This is a genomic window from Xanthomonas sp. NCPPB 1638, from assembly GCF_041475635.2.
Taxonomy (GTDB): Bacteria; Pseudomonadota; Gammaproteobacteria; order Xanthomonadales; family Xanthomonadaceae; genus Xanthomonas; species Xanthomonas cucurbitae.
This window is the reverse complement of the sequence record NZ_CM192984.1, coordinates 370,693-394,568: the sequence shown is the minus strand read 5'-3', so window position 1 is coordinate 394,568 and position 23,876 is coordinate 370,693. Positions and strand designations below refer to the sequence as shown.

The 23,876-nt window shown below is 67.1% G+C and carries 24 protein-coding genes; 13 read left to right on the top strand and 11 right to left on the bottom strand.

Annotated elements, in window-relative coordinates:
* Nucleotides 1-130 precede the first annotated feature (130 nt).
* Nucleotides 131-604 (top strand): YehS family protein, encoded by a 474-nt coding sequence (locus ACCQ13_RS01570; RefSeq protein WP_104603004.1) that lies wholly within the window; start codon nt 131-133, stop codon nt 602-604.
* A 124-nt stretch (nt 605-728) separates the two neighbouring features.
* Here the strand turns inward: ACCQ13_RS01570 and ACCQ13_RS01565 are convergent, their stop codons facing one another.
* Nucleotides 729-2,846 (bottom strand): methyl-accepting chemotaxis protein, encoded by a 2,118-nt coding sequence (locus tag ACCQ13_RS01565; protein ID WP_170066963.1) that lies wholly within the window; start codon nt 2,844-2,846, stop codon nt 729-731.
* Between the two features lie 316 nt (nt 2,847-3,162).
* Between ACCQ13_RS01565 and hrpB the strand changes: the two genes are divergently transcribed.
* On the top strand, nt 3,163-5,664 hold the full coding sequence (gene hrpB / locus ACCQ13_RS01560; RefSeq protein WP_372372334.1) for an ATP-dependent helicase HrpB: 2,502 nt from the start codon (nt 3,163-3,165) through the stop codon (nt 5,662-5,664).
* A gap of 164 nt (nt 5,665-5,828) precedes the next feature.
* Nucleotides 5,829-6,260 carry a hypothetical protein gene (locus ACCQ13_RS01555; protein ID WP_159406510.1) on the top strand — a complete coding sequence of 144 codons (432 nt, stop codon included), beginning with the start codon at nt 5,829-5,831 and terminating at the stop codon, nt 6,258-6,260.
* A gap of 305 nt (nt 6,261-6,565) precedes the next feature.
* Here the strand turns inward: ACCQ13_RS01555 and ACCQ13_RS01550 are convergent, their stop codons facing one another.
* A complete protein-coding gene (locus tag ACCQ13_RS01550) occupies nt 6,566-7,138 on the bottom strand; it encodes a pseudouridine synthase (RefSeq protein ID WP_159406509.1) in 573 nt (190 codons plus the stop codon).
* Between the two features lie 176 nt (nt 7,139-7,314).
* Nucleotides 7,315-8,169 (bottom strand): class I SAM-dependent methyltransferase, encoded by an 855-nt coding sequence (locus ACCQ13_RS01545; RefSeq protein ID WP_159406508.1) that lies wholly within the window; start codon nt 8,167-8,169, stop codon nt 7,315-7,317.
* Between the two features lie 232 nt (nt 8,170-8,401).
* Here ACCQ13_RS01545 and ACCQ13_RS01540 point away from each other — a divergent pair, with 232 nt between their 5' ends.
* Complete coding sequence (locus ACCQ13_RS01540) at nt 8,402-9,361, top strand: aldo/keto reductase (RefSeq protein ID WP_104602947.1); 960 nt, start codon at nt 8,402-8,404, stop codon at nt 9,359-9,361.
* Between the two features lie 80 nt (nt 9,362-9,441).
* On the top strand, nt 9,442-10,470 hold the full coding sequence (gene curA / locus ACCQ13_RS01535; protein ID WP_159406507.1) for an NADPH-dependent curcumin/dihydrocurcumin reductase: 1,029 nt from the start codon (nt 9,442-9,444) through the stop codon (nt 10,468-10,470).
* A gap of 152 nt (nt 10,471-10,622) precedes the next feature.
* Here the strand turns inward: curA and ACCQ13_RS01530 are convergent, their stop codons facing one another.
* The 3 genes from ACCQ13_RS01530 to ACCQ13_RS01520 all read right to left on the bottom strand — a co-directional run bounded on the left by ACCQ13_RS01530 (nt 10,623) and on the right by ACCQ13_RS01520 (nt 12,342).
* Nucleotides 10,623-11,039, bottom strand: coding sequence for a hypothetical protein (locus ACCQ13_RS01530; protein ID WP_167526806.1), 417 nt, complete (start codon nt 11,037-11,039; stop codon nt 10,623-10,625).
* Nucleotides 11,040-11,358: 319 nt separating this feature from the next.
* Nucleotides 11,359-11,787 (bottom strand): organic hydroperoxide resistance protein, encoded by a 429-nt coding sequence (locus ACCQ13_RS01525; RefSeq protein WP_159406506.1) that lies wholly within the window; start codon nt 11,785-11,787, stop codon nt 11,359-11,361.
* A gap of 93 nt (nt 11,788-11,880) precedes the next feature.
* Nucleotides 11,881-12,342: a MarR family winged helix-turn-helix transcriptional regulator gene (locus tag ACCQ13_RS01520; protein WP_159406505.1), complete on the bottom strand. Its 462-nt coding sequence runs from the start codon at nt 12,340-12,342 to the stop codon at nt 11,881-11,883.
* 144 nt (nt 12,343-12,486) lie between these two features.
* Between ACCQ13_RS01520 and ACCQ13_RS01515 the strand changes: the two genes are divergently transcribed.
* On the top strand, nt 12,487-13,023 hold the full coding sequence (locus ACCQ13_RS01515) for a hypothetical protein (protein ID WP_159406504.1): 537 nt from the start codon (nt 12,487-12,489) through the stop codon (nt 13,021-13,023).
* The gene (locus tag ACCQ13_RS01510; protein WP_104602942.1) at nt 13,020-13,304 is read left to right on the top strand and encodes a hypothetical protein; all 285 of its coding nucleotides are present in this window, start codon (nt 13,020-13,022) and stop codon (nt 13,302-13,304) included. The genes ACCQ13_RS01515 and ACCQ13_RS01510 overlap by 4 nt, the downstream gene beginning before the upstream one ends.
* A gap of 108 nt (nt 13,305-13,412) precedes the next feature.
* Here the strand turns inward: ACCQ13_RS01510 and zapE are convergent, their stop codons facing one another.
* Nucleotides 13,413-14,507 (bottom strand): cell division protein ZapE, encoded by a 1,095-nt coding sequence (gene zapE, locus ACCQ13_RS01505; RefSeq protein WP_159406503.1) that lies wholly within the window; start codon nt 14,505-14,507, stop codon nt 13,413-13,415.
* Between the two features lie 78 nt (nt 14,508-14,585).
* Complete coding sequence (locus ACCQ13_RS01500; protein ID WP_159406502.1) at nt 14,586-15,248, bottom strand: alpha/beta hydrolase; 663 nt, start codon at nt 15,246-15,248, stop codon at nt 14,586-14,588.
* A gap of 66 nt (nt 15,249-15,314) precedes the next feature.
* Between ACCQ13_RS01500 and ACCQ13_RS01495 the strand changes: the two genes are divergently transcribed.
* Complete coding sequence (locus ACCQ13_RS01495) at nt 15,315-16,196, top strand: hypothetical protein (RefSeq protein WP_104602940.1); 882 nt, start codon at nt 15,315-15,317, stop codon at nt 16,194-16,196.
* 48 nt (nt 16,197-16,244) lie between these two features.
* On the opposite strand, the gene ACCQ13_RS01490 is transcribed toward ACCQ13_RS01495, so the two are convergent.
* On the bottom strand, nt 16,245-17,570 hold the full coding sequence (locus ACCQ13_RS01490; protein WP_159406501.1) for a GTP-binding protein: 1,326 nt from the start codon (nt 17,568-17,570) through the stop codon (nt 16,245-16,247).
* 60 nt (nt 17,571-17,630) lie between these two features.
* Between ACCQ13_RS01490 and ACCQ13_RS01485 the strand changes: the two genes are divergently transcribed.
* Complete coding sequence (locus ACCQ13_RS01485) at nt 17,631-18,011, top strand: MerC family mercury resistance protein (RefSeq protein ID WP_104602938.1); 381 nt, start codon at nt 17,631-17,633, stop codon at nt 18,009-18,011.
* A 47-nt stretch (nt 18,012-18,058) separates the two neighbouring features.
* Here ACCQ13_RS01485 and ACCQ13_RS01480 read toward each other — a convergent pair whose 3' ends face one another.
* Nucleotides 18,059-19,777, bottom strand: coding sequence for an ExeM/NucH family extracellular endonuclease (locus tag ACCQ13_RS01480; RefSeq protein WP_104602937.1), 1,719 nt, complete (start codon nt 19,775-19,777; stop codon nt 18,059-18,061).
* A 313-nt stretch (nt 19,778-20,090) separates the two neighbouring features.
* Nucleotides 20,091-20,609 (bottom strand): c-type cytochrome, encoded by a 519-nt coding sequence (locus ACCQ13_RS01475; RefSeq protein WP_104602936.1) that lies wholly within the window; start codon nt 20,607-20,609, stop codon nt 20,091-20,093.
* 283 nt (nt 20,610-20,892) lie between these two features.
* Here ACCQ13_RS01475 and ACCQ13_RS01470 point away from each other — a divergent pair, with 283 nt between their 5' ends.
* Genes ACCQ13_RS01470 through ACCQ13_RS01455 form a run of 4 tightly spaced genes read left to right on the top strand, consistent with a single transcriptional unit; the run spans nt 20,893 to nt 23,816 of the window.
* Nucleotides 20,893-21,537, top strand: a complete 645-nt coding sequence (locus tag ACCQ13_RS01470) for a DUF4198 domain-containing protein (protein ID WP_104602935.1) — start codon at nt 20,893-20,895, stop codon at nt 21,535-21,537.
* Nucleotides 21,538-21,559: 22 nt separating this feature from the next.
* Nucleotides 21,560-21,868 carry a DUF3649 domain-containing protein gene (locus ACCQ13_RS01465; RefSeq protein WP_104602934.1) on the top strand — a complete coding sequence of 103 codons (309 nt, stop codon included), beginning with the start codon at nt 21,560-21,562 and terminating at the stop codon, nt 21,866-21,868.
* Nucleotides 21,865-23,484 carry a PepSY-associated TM helix domain-containing protein gene (locus tag ACCQ13_RS01460; RefSeq protein WP_159406500.1) on the top strand — a complete coding sequence of 540 codons (1,620 nt, stop codon included), beginning with the start codon at nt 21,865-21,867 and terminating at the stop codon, nt 23,482-23,484. Before ACCQ13_RS01465 ends, ACCQ13_RS01460 begins: the two co-directional genes overlap by 4 nt.
* Nucleotides 23,481-23,816, top strand: a complete 336-nt coding sequence (locus tag ACCQ13_RS01455; protein ID WP_159406499.1) for a DUF3325 domain-containing protein — start codon at nt 23,481-23,483, stop codon at nt 23,814-23,816. The genes ACCQ13_RS01460 and ACCQ13_RS01455 overlap by 4 nt, the downstream gene beginning before the upstream one ends.
* Nucleotides 23,817-23,876: the final 60 nt, after the last annotated feature.

Below are 23,876 nucleotides of genomic sequence, written 5' to 3'. Positions count from 1 at the left end.
CGCTTACGCATGCCTGTCGCGGCGACCGCAGTCCGTCGCCGCTCCACGCGGGCCGGCGGTGTCAGCCAGGTTTCACTCCGGCCCCGTAGACTATGTGCTTTCCGGCCACGGTCGGAGCTCCGGAATGGTCATGATCCACAACGATGTACTGCGCAGCATCCGCTACATGCTCGACCTCAGCGACGACAAGGTGGTGCAGATCACCCACCTGGCCGACCCGGCGTTCGCGCTCGACAAGCCGCAGGTCCAGGCCTGGTTGAAGAAGGAAGACGAGCTCGGTTTCGAACCCTGTACCGATGCCATGCTGGCGCGCTTCCTCGATGGCCTGGTCCTGCGCTTTCGCGGGCGTGACGACAGCCAGCCGCCACGCCCGCTGGAAAGCCGCGTCGGCAACAACCTGGTACTGAAGAAGCTGCGCGTGGCCTTCGAACTCAAGGACCTGGACATGCACGCGATCTTCGCCAGTGCCGGCTTCCCGCTGTCCAAGCCGGAACTGTCCGCCTTGTTCCGCCAACCGGGCCACAAGAATTTCCGTCCCTGCGGCGACCAGCTGCTGCGCGCCTTCCTCAAGGGGCTGACCGCGCGCGTCCGCGAAGCCGGCTGAACGCCGGTGCGCGCTGTCTGGCTGCACGCTGTGCGGCCACGTCTCCCGGCCCGCACGTCGCTGTCAGAGAGCGTGCAGCTGTCTCGCCCGCGCGGCGCCGGGCGCAGGCGCAAGCCCTGTTCGCTTACGCCACTGCCGCCAGGCGCCGCGTGCGTGCATCCAGCCGGAACACGGCCACCGCTTCGCTCAATTCCACCGCCTGTTCTTCCATTGCGCGCGCGGCGGCAGAGGCTTCTTCCACCAGCGCCGCATTGCGCTGGGTGGTCTCGTCCATGTCGTTGAGGGTGCGCGCCACCTGTTCGATGCCGGACGCCTGCTCACGCGAGGCGGCGGAGATCTCCGCAATCAGCGTGGTGACCTGCTGTACCGACTGCACGATGTCCTGCATCGTGCGCCCGGCCTGATCCACGCGGGCGCTGCCACGTTCGACGCTGTCCACCGAGGCATCGATCAACTGCTTGACCTCCTTGGCGGCACCGGCCGATCGCTGCGCCAACGCGCGCACTTCGGAAGCCACCACGGCAAAGCCGCGACCCTGTTCCCCGGCACGCGCTGCTTCCACCGCCGCGTTCAAGGCCAGGATATTGGTCTGGAAGGCGATGCCGTCGATGACGCTGATGATCTCGGCGATTTTCCTGGACGCGCCTTCGATCTCACCCATGGTGTCGACCACGCTGGCCACCATCTCACCGCCGCGGCTGGCGATCTCCGCCGCCGCCTGCGCGCCCCGGCTGGCCTGCTGCGCGGTCTCGGCGTTCTGCCGCACGGTGGAGGTCAGCTCTTCCATCGAGGCGGCGGTTTCTTCCAGGTTGGCGGCCTGTTGTTCGGTGCGCCGGGCCAGGTCGGTGTTGCCGGCGGCAATTTCCGCCGACGCAGTCCGGATGGTCTGCGCGGCCAGCGTAATGTCGCCGACGATCTCGGTCAGGCGCTGCAAGGTGGCATTGGCATCGTCGCGCATCCGCGCGAACACGCCCTGCTGGTTGCCGTGCATGCGCGCGGTCAGGTCGCCAGCGGCGATCGCCTTGAGCAGCTGCGACAGCTCGCCCAGATTGTGGTCCACGTTGTGCATCAAACCGTTGAGGCCATCGACCATGCCGCGGAACTCGAACTGGTACGCATCGGCGTTGCCACGGGCGGCGAAGTCGCCAGCGGCGGCGGCATCCACCAAGCTGCGGATTTCGCCATTGATCGCGGCAAGGTTGCGCTTGGCGGTATCCATCGCATCGGTGATCTGGGCTTTTTCGCCGGGCAGGCGCGGCATGTCCACCGACATGTCGCCCACCGCGTAATGCTGCATCACCTGCAGCATGGTGCCAATCAGCCCGACCTGCGCATCGACCAAGCCGTTGCTGTCATCCACCATCCGTCCGTAGGCACCCGGAAAGGCCTGCGCATCCATGCGGTAGCTCATCTGCCCGGCGTCATGCCGCTGGGCCATGTCGGCCTGCGCACTGGACACATCGGCCAGCGTGGTGACCACCTGCGTCATCGCCTGCCCAAGCAAGCCGATCTCGTCGCGCGTCTGCACCGCCGCACGCGCCGACAGGTCGCCGGCCGCCACCAGGCGCGCGGCCTGCGCAACGGCTTCGATCGGACGCACGATCGCTTGGCGTATCCACCACCCCAGCACCGCCACCAGGCACAGCGCGGCGGCAATGGTGGCGAGCGCCGAATACACCAGCTTGCGCTGCGCCGACTGCGCTCCGGCCAGCACCGCGACATCGGCCAGCGTCTTGTTGCGCTGGACCAATGCTTCGAGCGTGTGGCTGGGCGCGCGATCCTGGCTCTTCACCAGCTGATCGCCCACCTGGGTGTCGTACCCGGCTTGCGCGAATTGCTTCAATGCCGCCTCGTAACTGACCTGCAGAGCCAGATGTGCCTGCGCAAATTGCTGCGACAACGCACGCGCCTGCGGGTCCTGGGTTGCCTTGGCCAGCGCCTCGGTGCTGGCCTGCACCTGCCGGCCCTTGTCGCGGAAGGCAGTCAGATGTTTGTCCAGCAGCGCCGGGTCGCGCCCGCGAATCAGCACGTTTTTCCACTCCTGCACCTGCATGCGAAAGTCGCGGCTGATCTCCTCGCTGCTGGACGCCTGCGCCACCTCAGGCGGCACCTTGCCGGACAGGCTCAACCACGCCGTCCCCAGCCCGCCAAGTGCGCACAACAAAATGATCGACAAGCCAAGCGCAAGTGCACCAAGCAGTTTGCTTTGCAGGCTGACAAAACGCAGGGACGGGGTGGACATGGTGAATCCAGAGTCGGGGCTCAACCCGGGTTATCGACGTGACCCGTATGCTCTGAAGCGAGCTGGGCGCCTGCATTCGGACCAGATCGGCTAACACGCAACCGCGATGACACTGCAGATATCGGAAAGGTGCAGCGATCTGCACGCATTGCGCCTGCGGATGCAGCGCAAGCGCCAATTCAGTCATAGGCCACCGCACGCTGTTAGACGGCCTAATCACCTGCGCAGGCGAAGGCGACTGTGCAATTATCTGACGGGCCTCACATTGCCTTCCACCCATCGCACCTGCACGAGCGGGCCCGTATCCTTGTCGTGCATGACCAACACCGCCTTCCCCATCACCCCGCTGCTGCCGCAGCTGCGGCAGAGCCTGGCCGCGCACCCGCGTCTGGTACTCGAGGCGCCACCGGGTGCCGGCAAGACCACCCAGGTGCCGTTGGCACTACTGCAGGAGCCGTGGCTGGCCGGACGCCGCATCGTGATGCTGGAACCGCGCCGGGTGGCCGCGCGCAGCGCCGCGCTGTTCATGGCGCGCCAGTTGGGCGAGCCGGTCGGCGAGACGGTGGGCTACCGCATCCGCTTCGAGAACAAGACCTCCGCGCGTACCCGGATAGAAGTCGTCACCGAAGGCATCCTGACCCGGATGATCCAGGACGATCCCCTGCTGGAGCGCGTGGGCGCGCTGCTGTTCGACGAATTCCACGAACGCCATCTGGCCGGCGACCTGGGCCTGGCGCTGGCGCTGGATGTGCAGGCACAGGTGCGCGATGACCTGCGCATCGTGGCGATGTCGGCCACGCTGGATGGCGAGCGCCTGGCCGGCTTCCTGGACGCACCACGGCTCAGCAGCGCCGGGCGCAACTTTCCGGTGGAGATCGCGCATTTTCCGGCGCGCCGCGACGAGGCCATGGAGCCGCAGACGCGCCGTGCGGTGGAACAGGCCTTGGCCACCCATCCCGGCGATGTGCTGGTGTTCCTGCCCGGCCAGCGTGAGATCGCACGGGTGCACGCCGTGCTGGAAGATGTGCTGGACCCGGCCATCCAGGTGCTGCCGCTGCACGGCGAACTCTCGGTTGAGGCACAAAGCCAGGTGCTGCAGCCGGACCCGCAGGGCCGTCGCCGCGTGGTGCTGGCCACCAACGTGGCCGAGTCGTCGGTGACGCTGCCAGGCGTGCGTGTGGTGATCGACAGCGGCCAGGCACGCGAGCCGCACTACGATCCCAACAGCGGGTTCTCGCGGCTGGATGTGACCACCATTGCGCAGGCCTCGGCCGACCAGCGCGCCGGCCGTGCCGGCCGCGTGGCCAGCGGCTGGGCCTACCGGCTATGGCCGCAATCGCAGCGGCTGGAACCGCAGCGGCGTGCCGAGATCACCCAGGTGGAGCTTGCCGGGCTGGCGCTGGAACTGGCGGCCTGGGGCAGCGATGCGCTGCGCTTTGTCGATGCACCGCCTGCCGGCGCGCTGGCCGCCGCACGCGAATTGCTGCAACGGCTGGGCGCGCTCAGCGACAGCGGCGGCATCACCGCGCTGGGCCGCCGCATGCTGGCACTGGGCACGCATCCGCGTCTGGCGGCGATGCTCGCGCAGGCCGGCGACGCCCCGCGGCTGGCACTGGCCTGCGACCTGGCCGCCCTGCTGGAAGCACGCGATCCGCTGCGCCAGGGCGGCGATGGCCTGGCCGCGCGCTGGCGTGCCCTGGCCGCGTTCCGCCAGGGCCACAGCGCGCCCGATGCCAACCGCGGTGGCCTGGCCGCCATCGACAGCGCCGCCAAGCAATGGCGACGCCGGCTGCGCTGCGACACCACCCCGCCGGCCAGCGTGGAAGCGCATGCGCTGGGCGACCTGCTCGCGCATGCCTTCCCCGACCGCATCGCCGCCCGCCACCCGACCGACCCGCTGCGCTATCTGTTGGCCAACGGCCGCAGCGCACGCCTGTTCGACCACAGCGACCTGCGCGGCGAACCCTGGCTTGTGGCCAGCGAACTGCGTTACGAAGCCAAGGACGCCTTGCTGCTGCGGGCCGCACCGGTGGACGAAAACTACCTGCGCCGCAGCCTGCCCGAGCGCTTCGTGCAGCAGGACGTGGTGCAGTGGGACGCCGATAAGCGCGCCCTCATCGCACGCCGGCAATCCAGCTTCGACCGCATCGTGCTCGACAGCCGCCCCGCCGGCCGCGTCGACCCGGCGCAGGCCGCCGACGCACTGACCGAGGCAGTGCGCCAACTCGGCCTGGACGCCCTGCCCTGGACCGACAACCTGCAGCAATGGCGCGCCCGCGTGCTGTCGCTGCGGGCATGGATGCCCGAGCTGGCGCTACCCGATCTCTCCGATACGGCGCTGCTGGCCACGCTCGACCACTGGCTGCGCCCGGCCTTCGCCGGCAAGACCCGGCTCGACGCGCTGGACGAAGCCAGCCTGGGCGAAGCGCTGAAGGCGGCGCTGCCCTGGGAGCGCCGCCAGGCCATCGACCGCCATGCCCCCACCCGCATCAACGTGCCGTCGGGCATGGAGCGGCAGATCCACTACGCGCTCGACCATGCGCAGCACCCGCTACCACCGGTGCTGGCGGTCAAACTGCAGGAGTTGTTCGGCCTGGCCGAAACCCCGCGCATCGCCGATGGCCGCATCCCGCTGACCCTGCACCTGCTCTCGCCCCGCGGCCGCCCGCTGCAGGTGACCCAGGATCTGAAAAGCTTCTGGGCGACGACGTATCCGGAGGTCAGGAAGGAAATGAAGGGGCGGTATCCGCGGCATCCGTGGCCGGATGATCCGTGGACCGCCTCGGCAACCCACAGGGCAAAACCACGCGGCACCTGATAGCCCCTGATCTATTTCACCGCTACCACTTACCCCCAGGCACCGACGCAGCGCGGCGCAGCATTACTTAACCGCAAGCCAAACAGCGCCCGATTCCGCTAACACCGTCTATACGCCACAGCCCACAGACTGCGCCCCACGTACTCAGAAAGGAAACGCCCCCAATGAGCAACTTGACTGTCATCACCGAACGCGCCCTGGAGCGTGCCCTGGAACTGGCGGGCAACGCTGGCGATCATCTGCGCCATGCCGCCTCCAGCGCGGGCGACCAGGCCCGTCATGCAGGCAGCAGCCTGCGTGGTTTTGGTCCCGGCGCCACCGACTGGCTCAAGACCGGCGCCGCCCTGGGTGCCGTGCGTACCGGCGGCAAGGTCGCCACCAAACTGGTCAAGCGCAACCCGGCGGTGACCGTGGCTGCCGCTGTGGCCGGCCTGGGCCTGATCGGCTACGCGGTCTATCGCAAGCGGCAGCGCGATCAGCAGCTACCGGGTGGCAATGTGCACCGCCTGGATCGCGAGCATGCAGGCAATGCCAATGCCCGCCGCGCCGCCTACCAGCGCCGCAATGCGGTGACGCCAAGCGACGGTATCGAGTAAATCGCGTCGGGGTATCTGACCCCGCTGTGCGACGACTCGCCTTGCAACGCCACGTCCTTCGGGCCGTGGCGTTGTCGTTTGCGGAAGGTCGAACGACGGCGTGGCCGTTGAGGACGTTGCCTTGCTGGTGGCCACAGCCGCGTATTCGTCGCGCCGGCGCCGCTTCCACAGGCAGGGCACCGCGCGGCAAGCGCGCGTGACGTAGATCCGAGCCAACCACTGCGTGGCATGCAGCCTGGGCATGCACGCCAACGACCACGCGCCTGCATCAGCGGCGCGGCCGCATGCCACGCTCGTGCCACGCTTCAGCGGCGTGCCCGCCCCGATCGTGGCGTCCGGCCGCCTTCCTCCCGCCACTGACCAGGTGCCAGCGTCTCCAGCCGCCAGCTACCGATGGCAACGCGCACCAGCCGCAACGTCGGCAGGCCGACGGCGGCGGTCATGCGCCGCACCTGACGATTGCGGCCTTCGCTGATCTGCACTTCCAGCCAGGCGTCTGGCACGGTCTTGCGCATGCGTACCGGCGGATCGCGCGGCCACAGGGTCGGTGTGGGATCGAGCCGGCGGATGCTGGCCGGCCGGGTCGGGCCGTCGTTGAGCACCACACCCTCGCGCAGTGCCTGCAGTTGTGGCTCCTGCGGATCGCCCTCCACCTGCACCCAATAGGTCTTGGGTTGCTTGTAGCGCGGATCGGTCAACCGATGCGCCAACGTGCCGTCATCGGTCAACAACAACAGGCCTTCGCTGTCGTGATCCAGGCGGCCTGCCGCATAGACCTCTGCTGGCAGGCCAAATTCGGCCAACGTGCGCCTGGGTGGTTGCGAGCGGTCGCTGAACTGGGACAGCACGCCATAGGGTTTGTTCAACAGCACCAGCATGGACATCCTGTTGCACACGTCGCAGGCGGCAATGGAAGGAAACCGCCACGATGCGGCGTACCGAGACCACACGGGCGCGATGCGCAGACGCCAGCACCGCATCGCCGCCGATGCATGCCGCGCACCGGCGTGGCCGCATGCCGGCCGCCCTCAGGCGCCAGCATGCGGGCGAACGATCACCGCTTGACGAACTTCAGCGTCATGCGATCGCTTTCACCGATCGCCTTGTACTTGGCATCGTCGGCAGCATCGTGGCTGTTGCTCGGCGGCAACGTCCACACGCCGCCCGGATAGTCCTTGGTGTCGCGTGGATTGGCGTTGACCTCGCTCTTGCCGGCCAGCTTGAAGCCGGCCGCTTCAGCCATCGCGATCACCTGTGCCTGGCCCACATAACCACTCTTGTCGTCGGCCGGCACGTCGGCCTTGGCGCGGTGCTCGACCACGCCAAGCACGCCACCGGGCTTGAGCACCTTGTAGAAGCCGGCAAACATCGCCTCGGCATTCCCGGCCGTGCGCCAGTTATGCACGTTGCGGAAGGTCAGCACCAGATCGGCCGAGTTGTCCACGCCGAACGAAGGCGACTTCGGCACATAGGAGACGAACGACGGCTTGCCGTACACCTCCGGCTTGGCCCTGAGCTTTTTTTCCAGTTCGTCGCGTGCACGCTGCGCATAGTCGCGCGCGCGGCCTTCGGGCACCGATGCGGGGTCGACCACGGCCGCTACATATTTGCCGTTCTCGCGCAGATAGGGTGCCAGGATCTCCGCATACCAGCCGCCGCCGGGGGTGATCTCGATGACGGTCTGGGTGGGCTTGAGACCGAAGAAGGCCAGCGTCTGGCCGGGGTGGCGATACGGGTCGCGCTGCACATAGACGCGGTCGCGCCAGCTGCCGTCGATGGCCGTCTGCAGCGCGGCATCCGGCGCCGGCAGGCTGGCACTGTCGGCCGGCTTCATCGCCAGCGCCGATGGCGCACTCATCGCCACCATCACACTCATCACACATGCACAGGCCAGCTTGTTGCGGATCATCGCAGCGCCCTCTCCGGAAAAAGTAGCGCGAGCCTAGCATGCGGCCCGGCGCCTGCCACGTGCCCGCAACGCACCTCGCTCCCGTGCTGCGCGCCGACGGCCAGGCGTGACATGTTCAGATCCTGTGAGCCGGAGGCGGTGGCCGGCGGAACGCTGAATCCACATCCATGTCACACGCAATGGCGATGCGCATGACTATCCTGGGGGCAGTTCGAATCAGGAGCATCCACACATGACCCAATCCCGCGCACTGGGCCGCTCCGGCCTGCAGATCCAACCCATCGTCTTCGGCGGCAATGTCTTCGGATGGAGCGCCGACGAGGCGACCTCGTTCGCATTGCTCGATGCGTTCGTCGATGCCGGCTTCAACCTGATCGACACCGCCGACACCTACTCCAGCTGGGTACCCGGCAACCGCGGTGGCGAATCGGAAGCCATCATCGGGCGCTGGCTGGCGCGCGGCGGCAAGCGCGACAAGGTGCTCATCGCCACCAAGGTGGGCAAGTGGAGCGAGCATCCGGGGCTGTCGCCAGACAACATCGCCACTGCGGTCGATGCGTCGCTGCGCCGCCTGCAAACCGATGTGATCGATCTTTACCAGGCGCACGAAGACGACGAATCGGTTCCGCTGGAAGCCACGCTGGCCGCGTTTGGCCGCCTGATCGAACAGGGCAAGGTGCGCGCGATCGGTGCGTCCAACTACAGCGCGGCGCGCCTGCGCGATGCGCTGGATGTCTCCGCGCAGTACAACCTGCCGCGCTACGAAAGCCTGCAGCCCGAATACAACCTCTACGACCGCGCCGGCTTCGAGGCGGAGCTGGAACCGCTGGTGCGCGAACATGCGCTCGGCGTCATCAGTTACTACGCGCTGGCCAGTGGCTTCCTCACCGGCAAGTACCGCAGTGCCGACGATGCTGCGAAGAGCAGCGCGCGTGGCACCTCGGTGGTCAAGCAATACCTCAACCCGCGCGGCCTGCGCATCCTGCAGGCACTGGACGATGTGGCTGCCAGCCACCATGCCACGCCCGCACAGATCGCGCTGGCCTGGTTGATCGCACGCCCCGGCATCAGCGCGCCGATCGTCAGCGCCACCAGCGTGGACCAACTGCACGACGTGCTGGCCGCCGCGCAGCTGTCATTGAGCGCGGCGCACATCGCGCAACTGGACGACGCCAGCGCAGCCACCCCCTGAGCCGCTCCGGCCAGCATCGCGTCCGGATCGGCGGCAACGCTTGCGCCACGCATGTGCGGCCGCTCTACAAGGAACTTTGCATGACATCGATCACCAACCGCCGCATCGTGCTGGCCTCGCGCCCGCAGGGCGAGCCCAATGCCGACAATTTCCGCATCGAAGACGTGGCCCTGCCGCCCACCGGGCACGACCAGATCCTGGTGCGAAACCGCTTCCTGTCGCTGGATCCGTACATGCGCGGACGCATGGACGATGGCCCGTCCTACGCCGCACCGGTGGCCATCGATGCGGTGATGGAAGGCGGCACCGTGGGCGAGGTCATCGCGTCGCACCACGCCGACTACCAGCCCGGCGAGCTGGTGGTGCTGCCGGGTGGCTGGCAGACCCACACCCTGCTGACGCCAACCACATCGCTGCGCAAGCTGCCCGCCAACGACGGCCTGTCGCCGAGTACCGCACTGGGCGTATATGGCATGCCCGGCTTCACCGCCTACGCCGGCCTGCACGAGATCGGTAAACCGCAAGCCGGTGAAACCCTCGTGGTGGCGGCCGCCAGCGGCCCGGTCGGTGCCACGGTGGCGCAGCTGGCGCGGTTGCAAGGCCTGCGCGTGGTCGGCATTGCCGGCGGCGCGGAAAAGGTGGACTACCTGGGCAAGACGGTGAAGGTGGATGTGGCGCTGGACCATCGCGCCGAGGACTTTGCCGAGCAGCTGCGTGCGGCCACGCCCGATGGCATCGATATCTACTTCGAGAATGTCGGCGGCAAGGTGTTCGACGCGGTGTTGCCGCAGCTCAACGACTTCGCACGCATCCCGGTCTGCGGCGTCATCGCCACCTACAACAGCCGCGGACAGGTGCTGCCCGGACCCGATCGCCTGCCGGAGTTCATGGGCCTGGTCCTGCGCAAGCGCCTGACCGTGCGCGGGTTCATCCAGCACGATTTCATCCGCCTGATGCCGGCCTTCCTGCGCGAAATGGGCCAATGGCTGCGGGAAGACAAGATCCAGTATCGCGAACACGTACTGCATGGCCTGGACAGCGCCCCGCAAGGCCTGATCGACGTCTTGCGCGGCAAGAATTTCGGCAAGGCCATCGTCGCCCTGGACTAAGGGCCGGGCACGACACCCGCGCGTCCCGGTTCCTCAACCGGGCGTGCCACTGGACGGCGATCGCCATGCCCCGCGCTCGCGCGCAAGCGGGCGGGACAGCGCCCACGACGCGGCTGCAGCCCCGGCCAGCGACTGCCGGCCGGGCATCCTGGTCAATTCAACTGCCCGACCGCCATGGCCTGCCGATCGATGCGGTGCTTCTCCGCCAGCGCCTGCATGCCCTGCAAGGTCGAAGCGATCAGGCTGGCATAGCGCACCCGCCACAGGTCGGCGCGGTCATGGTCGTCGTGGGTGCTGCCCAGGCCATCCAGCACCTGTGGCAAACGACGATCCGCCAGTGCCGAGGCCGCCAGATAAGGCTTGGCAGGTGCGATTACATCGACCGGCGCGCGCCAGTCATTGGCGACGTGCCGCGCAATGCCCGCCAGGTGCGAGAGCTGGTGCATGCCGATCAGGGTTTCATGCAGCATCTCGCGGCACGCCCACTGCCACAGCGCCACCTTTTCCGATGGGTCCTGGGTCATCTCGCTCAACGCCAGATCGACCTTCTCGATACGTAAGTCGCGCATTGCCGAGCTCCGATGTTGCTTTGCAACATAATTCACACCATCGGACGTGAGAATCAAGTGACTCCGGCGTTCAAATGCCGTGGGCAATCCAATATCCGACCCGTTTCACGCTTTGGCGGCTGCCAATGAACAGCGCCTGAGCAGCTGCCCGGCGGTGCTGCACAAGGCTGCTGCCCGCTGGCGCAGGCCAATTGCGAAGATCGGGCACGCCTACGCCATCTCAATTGCAAGGACGGCCCCTACAACGCCAACGGCCCGACGCAGGCGCCGGGCCGTTGACTGACTTCGCCATGCGCGTGACGCACGGCCCAGGGCTGGATCAGGCCAGGGTCAGGGTGACATCGATGTTGCCGCGGGTCGCGTTGGAATACGGGCAGACCTGGTGCGCCTTGTCGACCAGCACCTGCAGTTCGGCCTTGTCCATGCCCGGCACGGCGATGCGCAGTTCGACCGCGATGCCGAAACCACCCGGAATCTGGCCGATGCCTACGCTGCTATCGATGCTGACCTCGCCCGGCAACTTGAGCTTGTCCTGCCCCGCCACCGCCTTCATCGCACCGATGAAGCAGGCCGCGTAACCGGCCGCGAACAGCTGCTCGGGGTTGGTGCCATCGCCACCAGCGCCGCCCAGCTCGCGCGGGGTGGACAACTTGGCATCCAGCGCCTTGTCCGAGGACACGGCACGGCCTTCGCGGCCACCGGTGGCGGTCGCGTGGGCGGTGTAGAGGATCTTTTCGGGTGAGGCCATGGTGGTTCTCCAGGGTTGAGCGCAGTGCGCGTTGAAGAGGGGAATGACTGCAGGCGATCAAGCGCCTGCGATCCAAAGTGAACGGCCGGTAGGCTAGGTCATGCCAAGGCCGGTACGAAGCTTTTCCAGGTCGTGCTTGAGTTGGCGCAGTTCGTCCAGCGTACAGGCCGAGGCGCAGAACACCTGCTCGGGCACGCCGCCGGCCTTGCTACGCAGCGCACGGCCGGCATCGGTCAGCGCGATGATGACCTGGCGCTCGTCGCTGGCCGCGCGCGTGCGGGTCACCAGGCCAGCGGCCTGCAGCCGCTTGAGCAAGGGCGTGAGCGTGGCCGAATCCAGAGACAGCCGCTCGCCGATTTCCGACACGCTGCGGCCGTCGGTCTCCCACAGCACCAGCATCACCAGGTACTGCGGATACGTGAGATCCAGCGCCTTGAGCAACACGCGATAGCGCTTGTGCATCGCCAGGTTGGCCGAATACAGCGCAAAGCACAGCTGGTTATCGAGCTGCAGCAGTGCGTCGGTGCGGGCGGTTTTGGCGGGCGCGGTGTCCATGGCTGCAATTTACATAGTACACTACTTAATTGCAAGCGAATTAAATCTTGCTCATCGTCAGGACGCGACTCGCTGCAGCCATGCAGAAGGCAGCCTTCCTGAGTTATAAGTAAGCGGGAACCCGTTCCGTATCGCCAGACTCGTATGCCCGACCTTAGCGCTGTCCTCAGATTGCTTCAGCTGGAGGGAAAAACATCGCCTCTGGTGAAAGACATGCCGGCCGTACAGCTGGCGGCCGCCAAGGATCTTGTGGCAGCCGGCGTGATGTCCGACGCGATCGTGCTCGGGGCCGACGATGGCTATGCGGTGCAGTTGCTTGCACGCGACCATAGTCGGCGCCTGCTCATTTCCAAGCTGGGAGAGCCGCGCACCTTTGCAGGAATCGAAGCGGCGGCCAAGGCGTTGCACCAGATCGGCATCCACAGCTACCGCGTAGACAATAGCCGGAAAGCGGATCCGGCAAACACTGTGCGCATCAGACTACGCAAGCGCGCAGATCAGCAGAGCCGCATCGCAGGCGTGCACAAGGATGCCGCGTACTTGCGTTTTCTGACCGACCGTACACGCCTGGCCGTAGAAGCAGCCGATGCCAATCCGGCAGACTCGCTGACAGGCCAGCAAGCACGTGATCGCTTGCAGGCACTGAAGCAGCAGGCCAGGAAACGCATCACCAAGACATGACCGTGTACTGGGCGCTACGTGCGGATGAAGCCAGGGTCGAGTATTGGATCGATTGCATGCAAGCGACCAGCGAAGCAACTGCAGATGCTCAGGACCAGCGAATCTACGACAAGGGCCAGACGCTTGATGATGTCATGACCCACCGTAAAGGCGTGCAACCAGGAACCTATCTGGCACCGGCTTGCAGCGGGAAATTCACGCTGATCTATCGCCGTCTACTCAACGGCGACGCCGAGATTCTCGACGTTGTCCCAAGCCGCAGCAATTGGGAGAGTCCCTGAAGTCAACAGCGACGGCGCGCGCAATGGCGGTGCGACATCGGCAAGATCCACCGGCCACCGAAATAATCCCCGCAGGCTTCTTCGGCTTATGCGGGCTACTCCATCAACTCATGCCCGGTGCGCGGTGGCCAGATACTCCGCGCTCTGCATTTCGATCAGGCGCGAGGCGGTGCGTTCGAAGGCACCGGCCAGGCGCTGGCCGCTGTACAGTCCCGGCGGGGCGTCCTGCGCGGTGCAGACCAGGTTGACGTGGCGGTCGTACAGCTCGTCAATCAAGTTGACGAAGCGGCGCGCGGCATCTTCGTTCATGCGGTCGAAGTGCGGAATGCCACCCAGCAGCACCGTGGTGAATTCGCGTGCGATCTCGATGTAGTCGGCCGGCCCGCGCGGACCTTCGCACAACGCGGCGAAATCGAACCAGGCAATGCTCTTGCCGCGTGCGCGCACCGGAATCTTGCGCGCTTCGATTTCGATGGTGCCGGTGCGTGGCTCGGCATTTCCGCTCAACTCGCTCCAGCGTTGCAGCAGCCAGTCGTCGGCCTGCGCATCCAGCGGCGCGCGGTACACCGGCGAGCGCGTCAGTGCGCGCATGCGGTAATCCTCGGTGCCTTCGGCGTAGAGCTCCACGCAGAATGTCTGCAACAGGCCGATCGCCGGCAGGAAACTGTCGCGCTGCAGGCCGTTGGCGTAGAGATTTTCCGGCGCAGTGTTGGAGGTGGTCACCAGCGTCACGCCTTCGGCGAACAGGCGCTCCAGCAACCGTGCCAACAGCATCGCATCGCCGATATCGGTGACGAAGAATTCGTCCAGCACCAGCACGCGCAGGTTCTCGCGCCATTGCTGGGCGATCCGGGCCAGCGGGTCGCTCTGCCCGGCATGCTCGCGCAACTGCTCGTGCACGCCGCGCATGAAACGGTGGAAATGCGTGCGGTACTTCTGCTTGATCGGCAACCCGTCGTAGAACAGATCCACCAGGAAGGTCTTGCCGCGCCCCACCCCACCCCAGAAATACAGGCCACGTACCGGCTCGGGCTTTTTCCAGAACGCCGACAGCCGGTCCAGCCAGCCGTCCTGCGCGCTGTCCAGCAGCGCCTCATGGATACGGTCCAGCTCCGCCAGGGCCGCCTGCTGGGCGGGGTCGGCGCGCCAGTCGCCACGGTGTACGCCGGCGGCGTAACGCTGCGACGGGGTCATCTCACTCATTACGGTTCTCCGCGGGCGGCAGTTGTCATGCCCGCTCAACGGCGCATCGGCAGGCGATGCGCATGGGCCGTGCCGCGATCAGACGGCGGCCGGCAACCAACGCCGGACACCATGCTGGATCGCACCGCGCAGGTCGATCAATTTGCGGTGGAAGAAGTGGCTGGTGTCGGGCATGCGCACCAGCTCGGGCTGTTGCTCCAGCGTCTCCAGCCAGGCGTACACCGCCTGCGGGTCGACGATCTCGTCGGCATCGCCCTGGATCAGCAGCCACTGCGCCGGCGGCTGCAGGTCGCTGAAGTCCCAACGCCCGGCCGGCGGTGCGATCGAAATCAGCGCCTGCGGCGCCAGCGCACCGACCGCGCGCAGCGACACATACGCACCGAAGCTGAAACCCGCCAGCCACAACGTGTCGCCGGGCCGCTGCGCACGCACCCACTCGGCGACGGCGCGCAGATCGTCCTGCTCGCCGTCGCCATGGTCGAACGCGCCCGCCGAATGGCCGACGCTGCGGAAATTGAAGCGCACCACGGTGATGCCGAGCTCGCGTAGCGCGCGCGCGGCCATGGTGACAACCTTGTTGTGCATGCTGCCGCCCTCGGTGGAGAGCGGGTGGCAGACGATGGCAGTGACCGGTTGCGCGGTGACATCGCTCTCGGGCAGATCGACGGCAACATCGAGCGCGCCGACCGGCCCGTCCAGCGTCAACGCAGCCGATTCGGTGGGGAATGGGGGATTGGACATGCCGTCATAATAGCCGCCCCGCCGGCCGCGTTCATCGCCCTGCCTGCACACTTTGTTGCGTTGCCCATGCATTTGCTGCTGTTTGCCGTTGTCTGCAGTGTCCTGGTGTCGGTGGTGTTGAAGCTGGCGCCGCGCCACCGAATCGATGTATTCCAGGCCATCACCTGGAACTACGCCACCGCCAGCGTGCTGGCCGTGGCCTTGCTCAAGCCGGCGTTCTCCAGCCTGAGCGCGGCCAGCACGCCCTGGGCGGCCCTGCTGGGGCTGGCGATCGCATTGCCGGGTATCTTCCTGGTGCTGGCGCGCTCGGTGCGCGTGGCCGGCATCGTGCGCACCGATGTGGCGCAACGCCTGTCACTGCTGCTGTCGCTGGCGGCGGCGTTCACCGTGTTCGGCGAGACGGCAGGGCCGTGGAAACTGGCGGGACTGGCGGTTGGGCTGCTGGCGATCGTCGGCATCGTGCAGCGTCCACGCACAACTGCCACGCTCGCGCCTGCCTGCGCTGCCGGCACACCGCCGTGCGCGTGGCCGTGGCTGTTGGGCGTATGGGCGGGCTTTGCGCTGATCGATGTGTTGCTCAAGACCATCGCCTTGTCCGGCACCCCGTCGCTGACGGCGTTGACGCTGTGCTTTGCCATCGCCTTCGTCCTGCTGCTGGGCGTGCAGGGACTGCGCCTGCGCCGCGGTCATCGCCTGCATGCCCCCAGCATCGCTGCCGGCCTGCTGCTGGGTGTGCTCAACTTCGGCAATATCCTGTTCTACGTGCGCGCGCACCAGCGCCTGCCGCAGAGCCCGGCCACGGTATTTGCCACGATGAATATCGGGGTGGTGGTGCTGGGTGCGCTGGTTGGCATGGTGGCCTTGGGCGAGCGCACTACGCGCTGGACGCGCGTGGGCCTGGCACTGGCGGTGCTGGCCATCGCCTTGATCGCGTGGGACTCGCGCTGACGTAGCGCTCAGCGATGCGATGCGCATGCCAGACGCCAGGGTGCGCGGTCAGCGCTCCCACTGCGGAAACGGGTCATCCAGCAGTTGCCAGTGGGCGGGGCCCTGGTGCAGCTCCTGGTCGCTGAGCAGGCAGGCATCCAGCGCCGCGCGCGTCTGCGCAGGGTCCATGTCTACGCCGATCACCGCCAGCTCCTGGCGGCGGTCGCCCCATAGCGGATGCCAGAGCCGCTGCATGGCGGCGTATTCGTTGGCATCGTCCACTTCGTGCGGCTGCGGCAGCGGGGCGGTCCAGCACTGGATCTGCTGCCGCTGCCAGCCGATATCGGTGTAGGGCAGCGGGGTCATGCCAATCGCCACCGGCTGGCCCTGCAGCTGCGCATCCACGCGATGGCGCGCGGCAAACCAGAAACCGGCCGCATTGGTCTGGGTGGCGCCGCCCACGCCGGACAGCTCGCCGACCCAGTCCATGCGGCTGGCCAGCCAGAAGAAACCCTTGCTGCGGATCACCTGCGGCAGGCCGCTATGCACCATGCGCGCGAAGCGCTGCGGGTGAAACGGGCGGCGTGCGCGGTACACGAAACTGCTGATGCCGTATTCCTCGGTCTCCGGCGTGTGTTGGCCGCGCAGTTCCTGCATCCAGCCCGGTGCCAGCTGCGCGCGGGTGAAATCGAATTTCCCGGTATCGAGCAGGTGGTGCAGTGGCACCTCGCCATGTTCCGCCTCCACGATCTGCGCGTCGCGGTTGAGCGCACGCAGCACCGCGCGCAGGCGCTGGCGCTGCGCCGCATCGATGCGGTCGCACTTGCTGATGACCAGCACGTCGGCAAATTCCACTTGCTCGCCCAGCAGCTGCACCAGCCCGCGCGTGTCGTCCGGGCCGGCCTGCTGGCCCAGCTCGGCCAGCGTGGCCGCCGAGCCGAAATCACGCAGGAACCCGCTGCCATCGACCACCGTCACCATGGTATCCAGACGGGCGATGTCCGAGAGGCTGAAGCCGTCGGCATCGCGCACCGCGAAGGTGGCCGCCACCGGCATCGGTTCGGCGATGCCGGTCGACTCGATCAGCAGGTAATCGTAGCGGCCCTGCTCGGCCAGGCGCCGTACCTCTTGCAGCAGATCGTCGCGTAGGGTGCAACAGATGCAGCCATTGCTGAACTCCACCAACGTCTCTTCGGTGCGACGCAGGGCCGCCCCGCCGTCGCGCACCAGCTGCGCGTCGATATTGACCTCGCTCATGTCGTTGACGATCACCGCCACCCGCAACCCGTGGCGGTTGTGCAGGATGCGGTTGAGCAAGGTGGTCTTGCCGGCACCCAGGAAGCCGGACAACACGGTGACGGGGAGTCGCGAATCGCGGGCGGCAGCGGGAGACATCCGGACGATCTCGAATAGGCAAAGTGTTACTATATAACATTCAATGGACGAGGCAGCCGTATGCGCCCGAGCACTTCGCTTTTGGACAACTCCGCCATCGCCCTCTCCAGCCTGTGCCTGCTGCACTGCCTGGCGTTGCCCCTGCTGGCGGTAGCACTCCCGCTGCTGGGCACCTGGAGCCGTGCCGAGTGGGTCCATGTGGTATTCGCCACCGCCGCGGTGCCGCTGAGTGGCTATGCGTTGTGGAGCAATCAGCGGCGCCACGCGCTCCCGGCCGCGCTCTGGGGCATGGCCGGCTGCGGCCTGGCTGGCCTGGCGCTGGGCGCGAGCGGAATCGCCGACGAACACCTGGAAACACCGATCACGGTAGTGGCCAGCCTGCTGCTCGCCAGCGCGCATCTGCTCAACCTGCGTCTGCGTCGCCGGAGTTGTGCGACCTGAGCGAGCGGGCCGCGCGGATCGACGCGCCTACTGCGGTCATCCACCCACTACAGCGCAAACCCCAGCAGCACCGGATCGTGGTCGGAGCTGCGCCACGGGCCGGGCAGATTGCGTTTGGCATAGCCAGCCTCGTCCATGGCGTCGGCATTGATGTGCCATTCAACCGCGCCACGCAGCTGCTTGGCCATCGCCGGGCTGAGCAAGGCGTGATCCAGGCGCCCGCTCATGCCGTCGTAGACGTAGCTATAGGGCTGCTTCACGCCGGCCACTGCGAAGGCGTCCTGCCAGCCGCTGGCACGCAGGCTGCGCATCGGGGTTTCCATCGCATGCGCGTTGAAGTCGCCCAGCAGCACCGCCAACCTGGTCTGCGCGCCGGTCGGGTCGGTCTGCAGCCACTGGTGCAGGCGCTTGGCCGACTCGGTCCGGGTCGCGTTCCAGCAGGCCTGGCCGTCGCCTTGATCGGCATCGGCTCCGCTGGCGTTGCCGCAGCCTTTGGACTTGAAGTGATTGGCGACCATCACGAACGTGGCCCCCCGGGTGGTGCGGAATGCCTGCGCCAACGGCACCCGGCTGTGGTGATCGAACGGCCCGCCCGTCAGCGTGGCCGGCTTGCCCACCGGGGTGACCTGGCTGCTGCGGTAGATGATGCCAACACGGATTGCGTCCTCGCCCGGGCCGTTGCCGGTATCGACGAAGCGCCAATCCTTGTCGGTGCCGGCCGCATTGAGCGCGGCCACCAGTTGCGCCACCGCAGCGTCGCCGTCGTTGCCGTCGTTTTCCAGTTCCATCAGCGCGGCCACATCGGCCCGCAGCGGCACGATGGTGGCCACCAGCTTGGCCAGCTGCGCCTGGAATTGTGCGTACGTGCGGGCGCCGCGCTTGGTCGGGAAGCCGCCGCCGCGGCCATTGCCGTTGAAGAAGTTTTCCAGGTTGAACGAAGCGATGCGCAGATCCCCACCCACCTGCGGCGCCACTGCGGTCGGCAGCGCCGGCGGGCTGAGCGGGCGCAGCACCTGGATGCGGTACTGACCGTCGTAGCGCTGATCGACGATGCCATCCACCGCCTTGAGCAGGCTGCCACTACGCAGCACCGCATCGGCCGGCAGGTAGGACACCGTCTTGGGGTTGCGGCCGCTGCGGGCGTCGTCCAGCAGCACCCGGCGGCGCGCGTTATCGGCCTGCACCTGGGCGAATGCCGGCGTGCCGGCCGCCGCCACCTCGCCGGGTTGCCACAGGCGCCCGCCGAAACCGGCGATCAGCTCGCCATAGGTGTCCAGGCGGTCGCTGCCGTTGAGCGTCAGCGCGGCGATGCGCACATGCTCGCCTTCCAGTGCTTCCCAATCGGCGGGCGGTCCGCTGAGCATGCGCACCGGCACCGGCTGGTCGCCGGCGAGCCGCTCGATGCTGCTGGCGTCCACGCTGGTCAGGCTCGCATCGCCGCCGGCCGCCACCTCGCGCACGGTACCGGTGATGCGTACGCGGTCGCCCACTACCACCTCGGCATTGCCGGCACCGGTGACGAACAGGCCGTGCGAGCGGCGCGGCTCGAAACCGGGCTGCTGCACGAACAGGCCGGCCAGACCGATGCGCGTGTCGGCAGTGACGATGCCTTCCACCTCCACCACGCGGCCGTCGTAGGGGCTGCGACTGTCTTCGCCCTGCACGTCGGCAATCGAGAGCAGCTGCGCGGTGCCATCGGCGGCGCTGCACAGCAGCGGGGCCAGTAAACCAACCAGACCGAGCACAACCAGCGGGCGAGGCGACATCGAACGACTCCAGAAGAAGTGGACCAAACGCAAACGCCGCCCGGGAGGCGGCGCGTCATAACCAAAGCGCGGAAGCAGGCTAGCAAACCGCGATGAAGTGGCGCCAGGCGCGCGCGCTCTACAGAAAGCGATCAAGCCGACGCTACCAAGGAGGCGGCGCAGCCGATGCATTGCACCACGCAGCGCGCATGGCCATGGATACCTGCACCGTGGTCTGCAGGCAACGCACCGGCATGGCGGCCAATCGCGAACCAGCTCAACCAAGCAGAACGGATACCGTTGGACCGCCCTTCCCCAACGGCCCGCCAGGATCTTATTTCAGGTTGCCCAGCATCCAGTCGACGGTGGCACGCACCTGCTCTTCGGTCAGTGCCGGATTGCCGCCCTTGGGCGGCATGATGCCACCGTCCGGGCCGGTGTAGCCCTGGATCGCGTGTTTGTACAAGGTGTCCTTGCCCTGGGCGATACGCGCATCCCAATGCGAGTGGTCCAGCGTCGGCGCCTTGCCGATCCCGTTGGTGTGACAGGCGGTGCACAGGTTGTTGTAGATGGTCTTGCCGTCGGTGGTGCCGCCGTAGGCGGACTGTGAGGCCGCCTTGGCCAGGGCGGCCGCCTGGGCGGCTGCCTGGGCCGCTGCGCCCGTGGTGCCGGCGTACACCGCGCCTGCAGGCGCGATGCGCTGTTGCAGCCGTTTGGCGGCCGTCGGCGAGACTTCGTCGGGAATGACCCGTTGCAAATAGGCTGCCAGGGCGATCAGCCCCAGGGTGATCACCACCAGCAAACCGATCACCATCGAGAATTTTTTCAGGAACTCGAGGTCGTAATTCCGCACGCGCTCACCCCTGGCTGTTGGTCGAAGACCTCTGCTAGCGGCCGAGTATAGAGCACAGTGCACGCCAGTCTGACCAGAGCGGATGACAGTTTTTACCGCAACCTGCACAGCACCCCGGCAACCACACGTTCGCGCGGCTAACCCGCGCGGGGGAATGCCGTCGAATTGCCGCAATGCCGCATGGCGCATTGGTCTCGATTGTGGGAATTGCGTATCATTCCCATCAATACAGGGCTCGCGCGATTCGCGCGGCGCCCAGCCAGTCTTCCGAGGAGTTGCCGCGATGAAAGCCTTCCTGCTGTCCTGCCTGGCCGTGGCCAGTCTCAGCCTGTCCGCCCAGGCCCACGAAATCTGGATCGAGCGCGACGGCAGCGGTCCGGTGCGCATCTACTTCGGCGAACCGACACAGGAAGTCCTCGACCACGGCCAGGACGAGATCAAGCGCGTGGTCAAGCCGACCGTGTTCGGCAGCGCCGGCAAGGCCGGTGCCCTGCAACGTGGCAGCGAGTTCCTGACCGCGCCGTTGTCCGGTGCCGGCGATGCCTGGCTGAGCGACGAGGGCGTGTTCGAGCCGTGGAAGGGCGACGCCGGCGGCTTTGAAACGGTGAGCTATTACGCCCGTGCCGGCCGTTCCACCACGTCGGCCAAGCTGGACCTGGAGCTGGTGCCCACCACCGCCAACGGCAACACGCTCACCGTGCTCTATCGCAACAAGCCGCTGCCCAAGGCCGACGTCACCGTGATCGACCCGCAGAAGTGGCAGAAGACGCTGACCTCCGATGCGAAGGGCCAGGTGACGCTGCCGACGCTGCGTGCCGGCCGCCACATCCTGGTGGTCAATACCAAGGAGCCGGTGAAGCGTGAGATTGCCGGCAAGCAGGTCACCCTGGTGCACCACATCAGCACGCTGACCTTCCAGGCCGAATAACCGCAGCCGCGTCGTTTCCCGCATGGCAACCGCTGCCCAACCGCCGGCCTGGTTCAGGCGCCCCTGGCTGGGGGTACTGTCGCGCACGCTGGCGGCCATGGTCGGTGGCTACGCGCTGGCCAGCGCCACCAATCTGGTGCTGGCGCTGGTGCTGCCGATGCCGCGTAGCGAAGCGGTATTGACCAGCATGCTGGTCGGCATCGTGGTGTACGCCTGCGCGCCGCTGTGGGCGTTCGCCACTGCCAGCGTGTGGCGCGCCTGGGCCGGTATCGCGGTGCCGGCCGCACTGCTGTTCGCGCTGGTCGCCTGGCTGCAACAGGGCGCACCATGAAGCAGGGATTGCGCCAGTCGATGGCCTGGCTGCACACCTGGACCGGCCTGCTGGTCGGCTGGGTGCTGCTGCTGATCTTCATGGGCGGCACCGCCAGCTATTATCGCGATGAAATCAGCCGCTGGATGCGCCCGGAGCTGCCCACCACCACGGTGAGCACCGCCACCGCGCTGCGCAGTGCCGAGCAGTACCTGCGCACCCATGCGGCCGACGCGCTGAGCTGGAACATCACCTTGCCGGATGCACGCACGCCGATGGTGAGCATGTACTGGCAAAATCCCGCGCCCGCCGCCGGCGAACCGGCCGGGCGCCGGCCGATGTACGGCACGGCCATGATCGACCCGGCCACCGGCAGGGAAATCGCTGCGCGCGATACGCTGGGCGGCGAGTTCTTCTACCGGCTGCACTTCGACCTGCATTACGTGCCGGTGCTGTGGGCGCGCTACATCGTGGGGTTCTGCGCGATGTTCATGCTGGTGGCCATCATCAGTGGCGTCATCACCCACAAGAAGATCTTCAAGGACTTCTTCACCTTTCGCCCGGGCAAGGGCCTGCGCTCGTGGCTGGATTTCCACAATGTCAGCGCGGTGACCGCATTGCCGTACCACGCGATGATTACCTACACCGGCATCGTGACCTTGATGTTCATGTACCTGCCGTGGGGCATCAAGGCGCGCTACGGCAGCGAAGAGATGCGTTTCTACGACGAGTCGGCCAACCGTGTGGCCGACACGCGGCAAGCGGCGAGTACGCCGGCGCGCATGCTGCCGCTGGAACAGTTCGTGGAGCGTGCACGCCGCGACCTGCGCGGCGCGCAGATCGGCAACGTGGCGGTGTCGCTCCCCAACGATGCGCATGCGGCAGTGCGCGTGAGCCAGTTGGCCACCGCGCTGTCGAGCAACGCGCCCTCCATCCTGTACGACGGCACCAGCGGCCAACGCCTGCAACGCAGCGGCGCGCCCGGTGGTGCAAGTGAAACGCGCGGGGTGATGGTGGGCCTGCATATTGCCCACTTCGCCGGGCCTTGGCTGCGCGCACTGTTCTTCGGTTCCGGCCTGCTGGGCTGCCTGATGGTGGCCAGCGGCGTGGTGATGTGGGCGGTGAAGGAACGGCCCAAGCATCTGAAGGCCGGGCGGATCGGATTCGGCCTGCGGCTGGTGGATGCCCTCAATATCGGCACCGTGGCCGGCCTGCCGATTGCCTTTGCCAGTTTCTTCTGGGCCAACCGGCTGCTGCCGGTGGCGCTGGACGGGCGGGCGGCGATGGAGGCGCATGTGTTCTTCGCCGCCTGGGCGACGGCGTTGCTGGCGGCCTTCGTGTGGCCGCGACGGGCAATGTGGAGCTGGCAGCTGTATCTGGGCGCGGCGCTGTTGGCGCTGATCCCGTTGCTCAATGCCGTGACCACCGATGTGCATCTGGGCGTGACCTTGCCGGCCGGGCAATGGGCCCTGGCTGGCGTCGATCTGGTCTGCCTGGGCCTGGGCGTGGGCCTGGGCATTGCCGGCTGGCGCCTGCAGCGCTGGACCGCGCCGCCATCGGCGGCCGCACGCCGCCAGCGCGCGGCCGTGGCGCAGAGCAACGTGCCGATGAACGTGCCGATGCAGGAAGGCGCATGAACGTGCTGCTGGTGCTGGCGCTGAATTTTTCCGGGTTTGCCGCGTTGTGCCTGGCGATGGAAAAGCATCAGCACGAGGTCCGTGGCCGCCGCCTGGGCACTGCACGCACGCGTCAGTTGCGGCTGGTGGGCTGGGCGCTGTTGCTGCTCACCTTTGGCCTGGCCGTGCACGCGCAGGGCTGGGGCATCGGGCCCGTGCTATGGCTGGGCAGCCTCACGGCGGCGACGGCCGTGCTGGCGCTATGGCTGCTGCCGTATCGGCGTGGATGGATCTTGCCGGCAGCACTGCTCGCGCCGGTGCTGGCGGGCATGGCGCAGCTGCTGGCGGGTTGAATCGGTCGCGGTGAAGTCGCAGTCTCGGTGGCGTTGTGCCGGGATACGCGATGTCTGTGG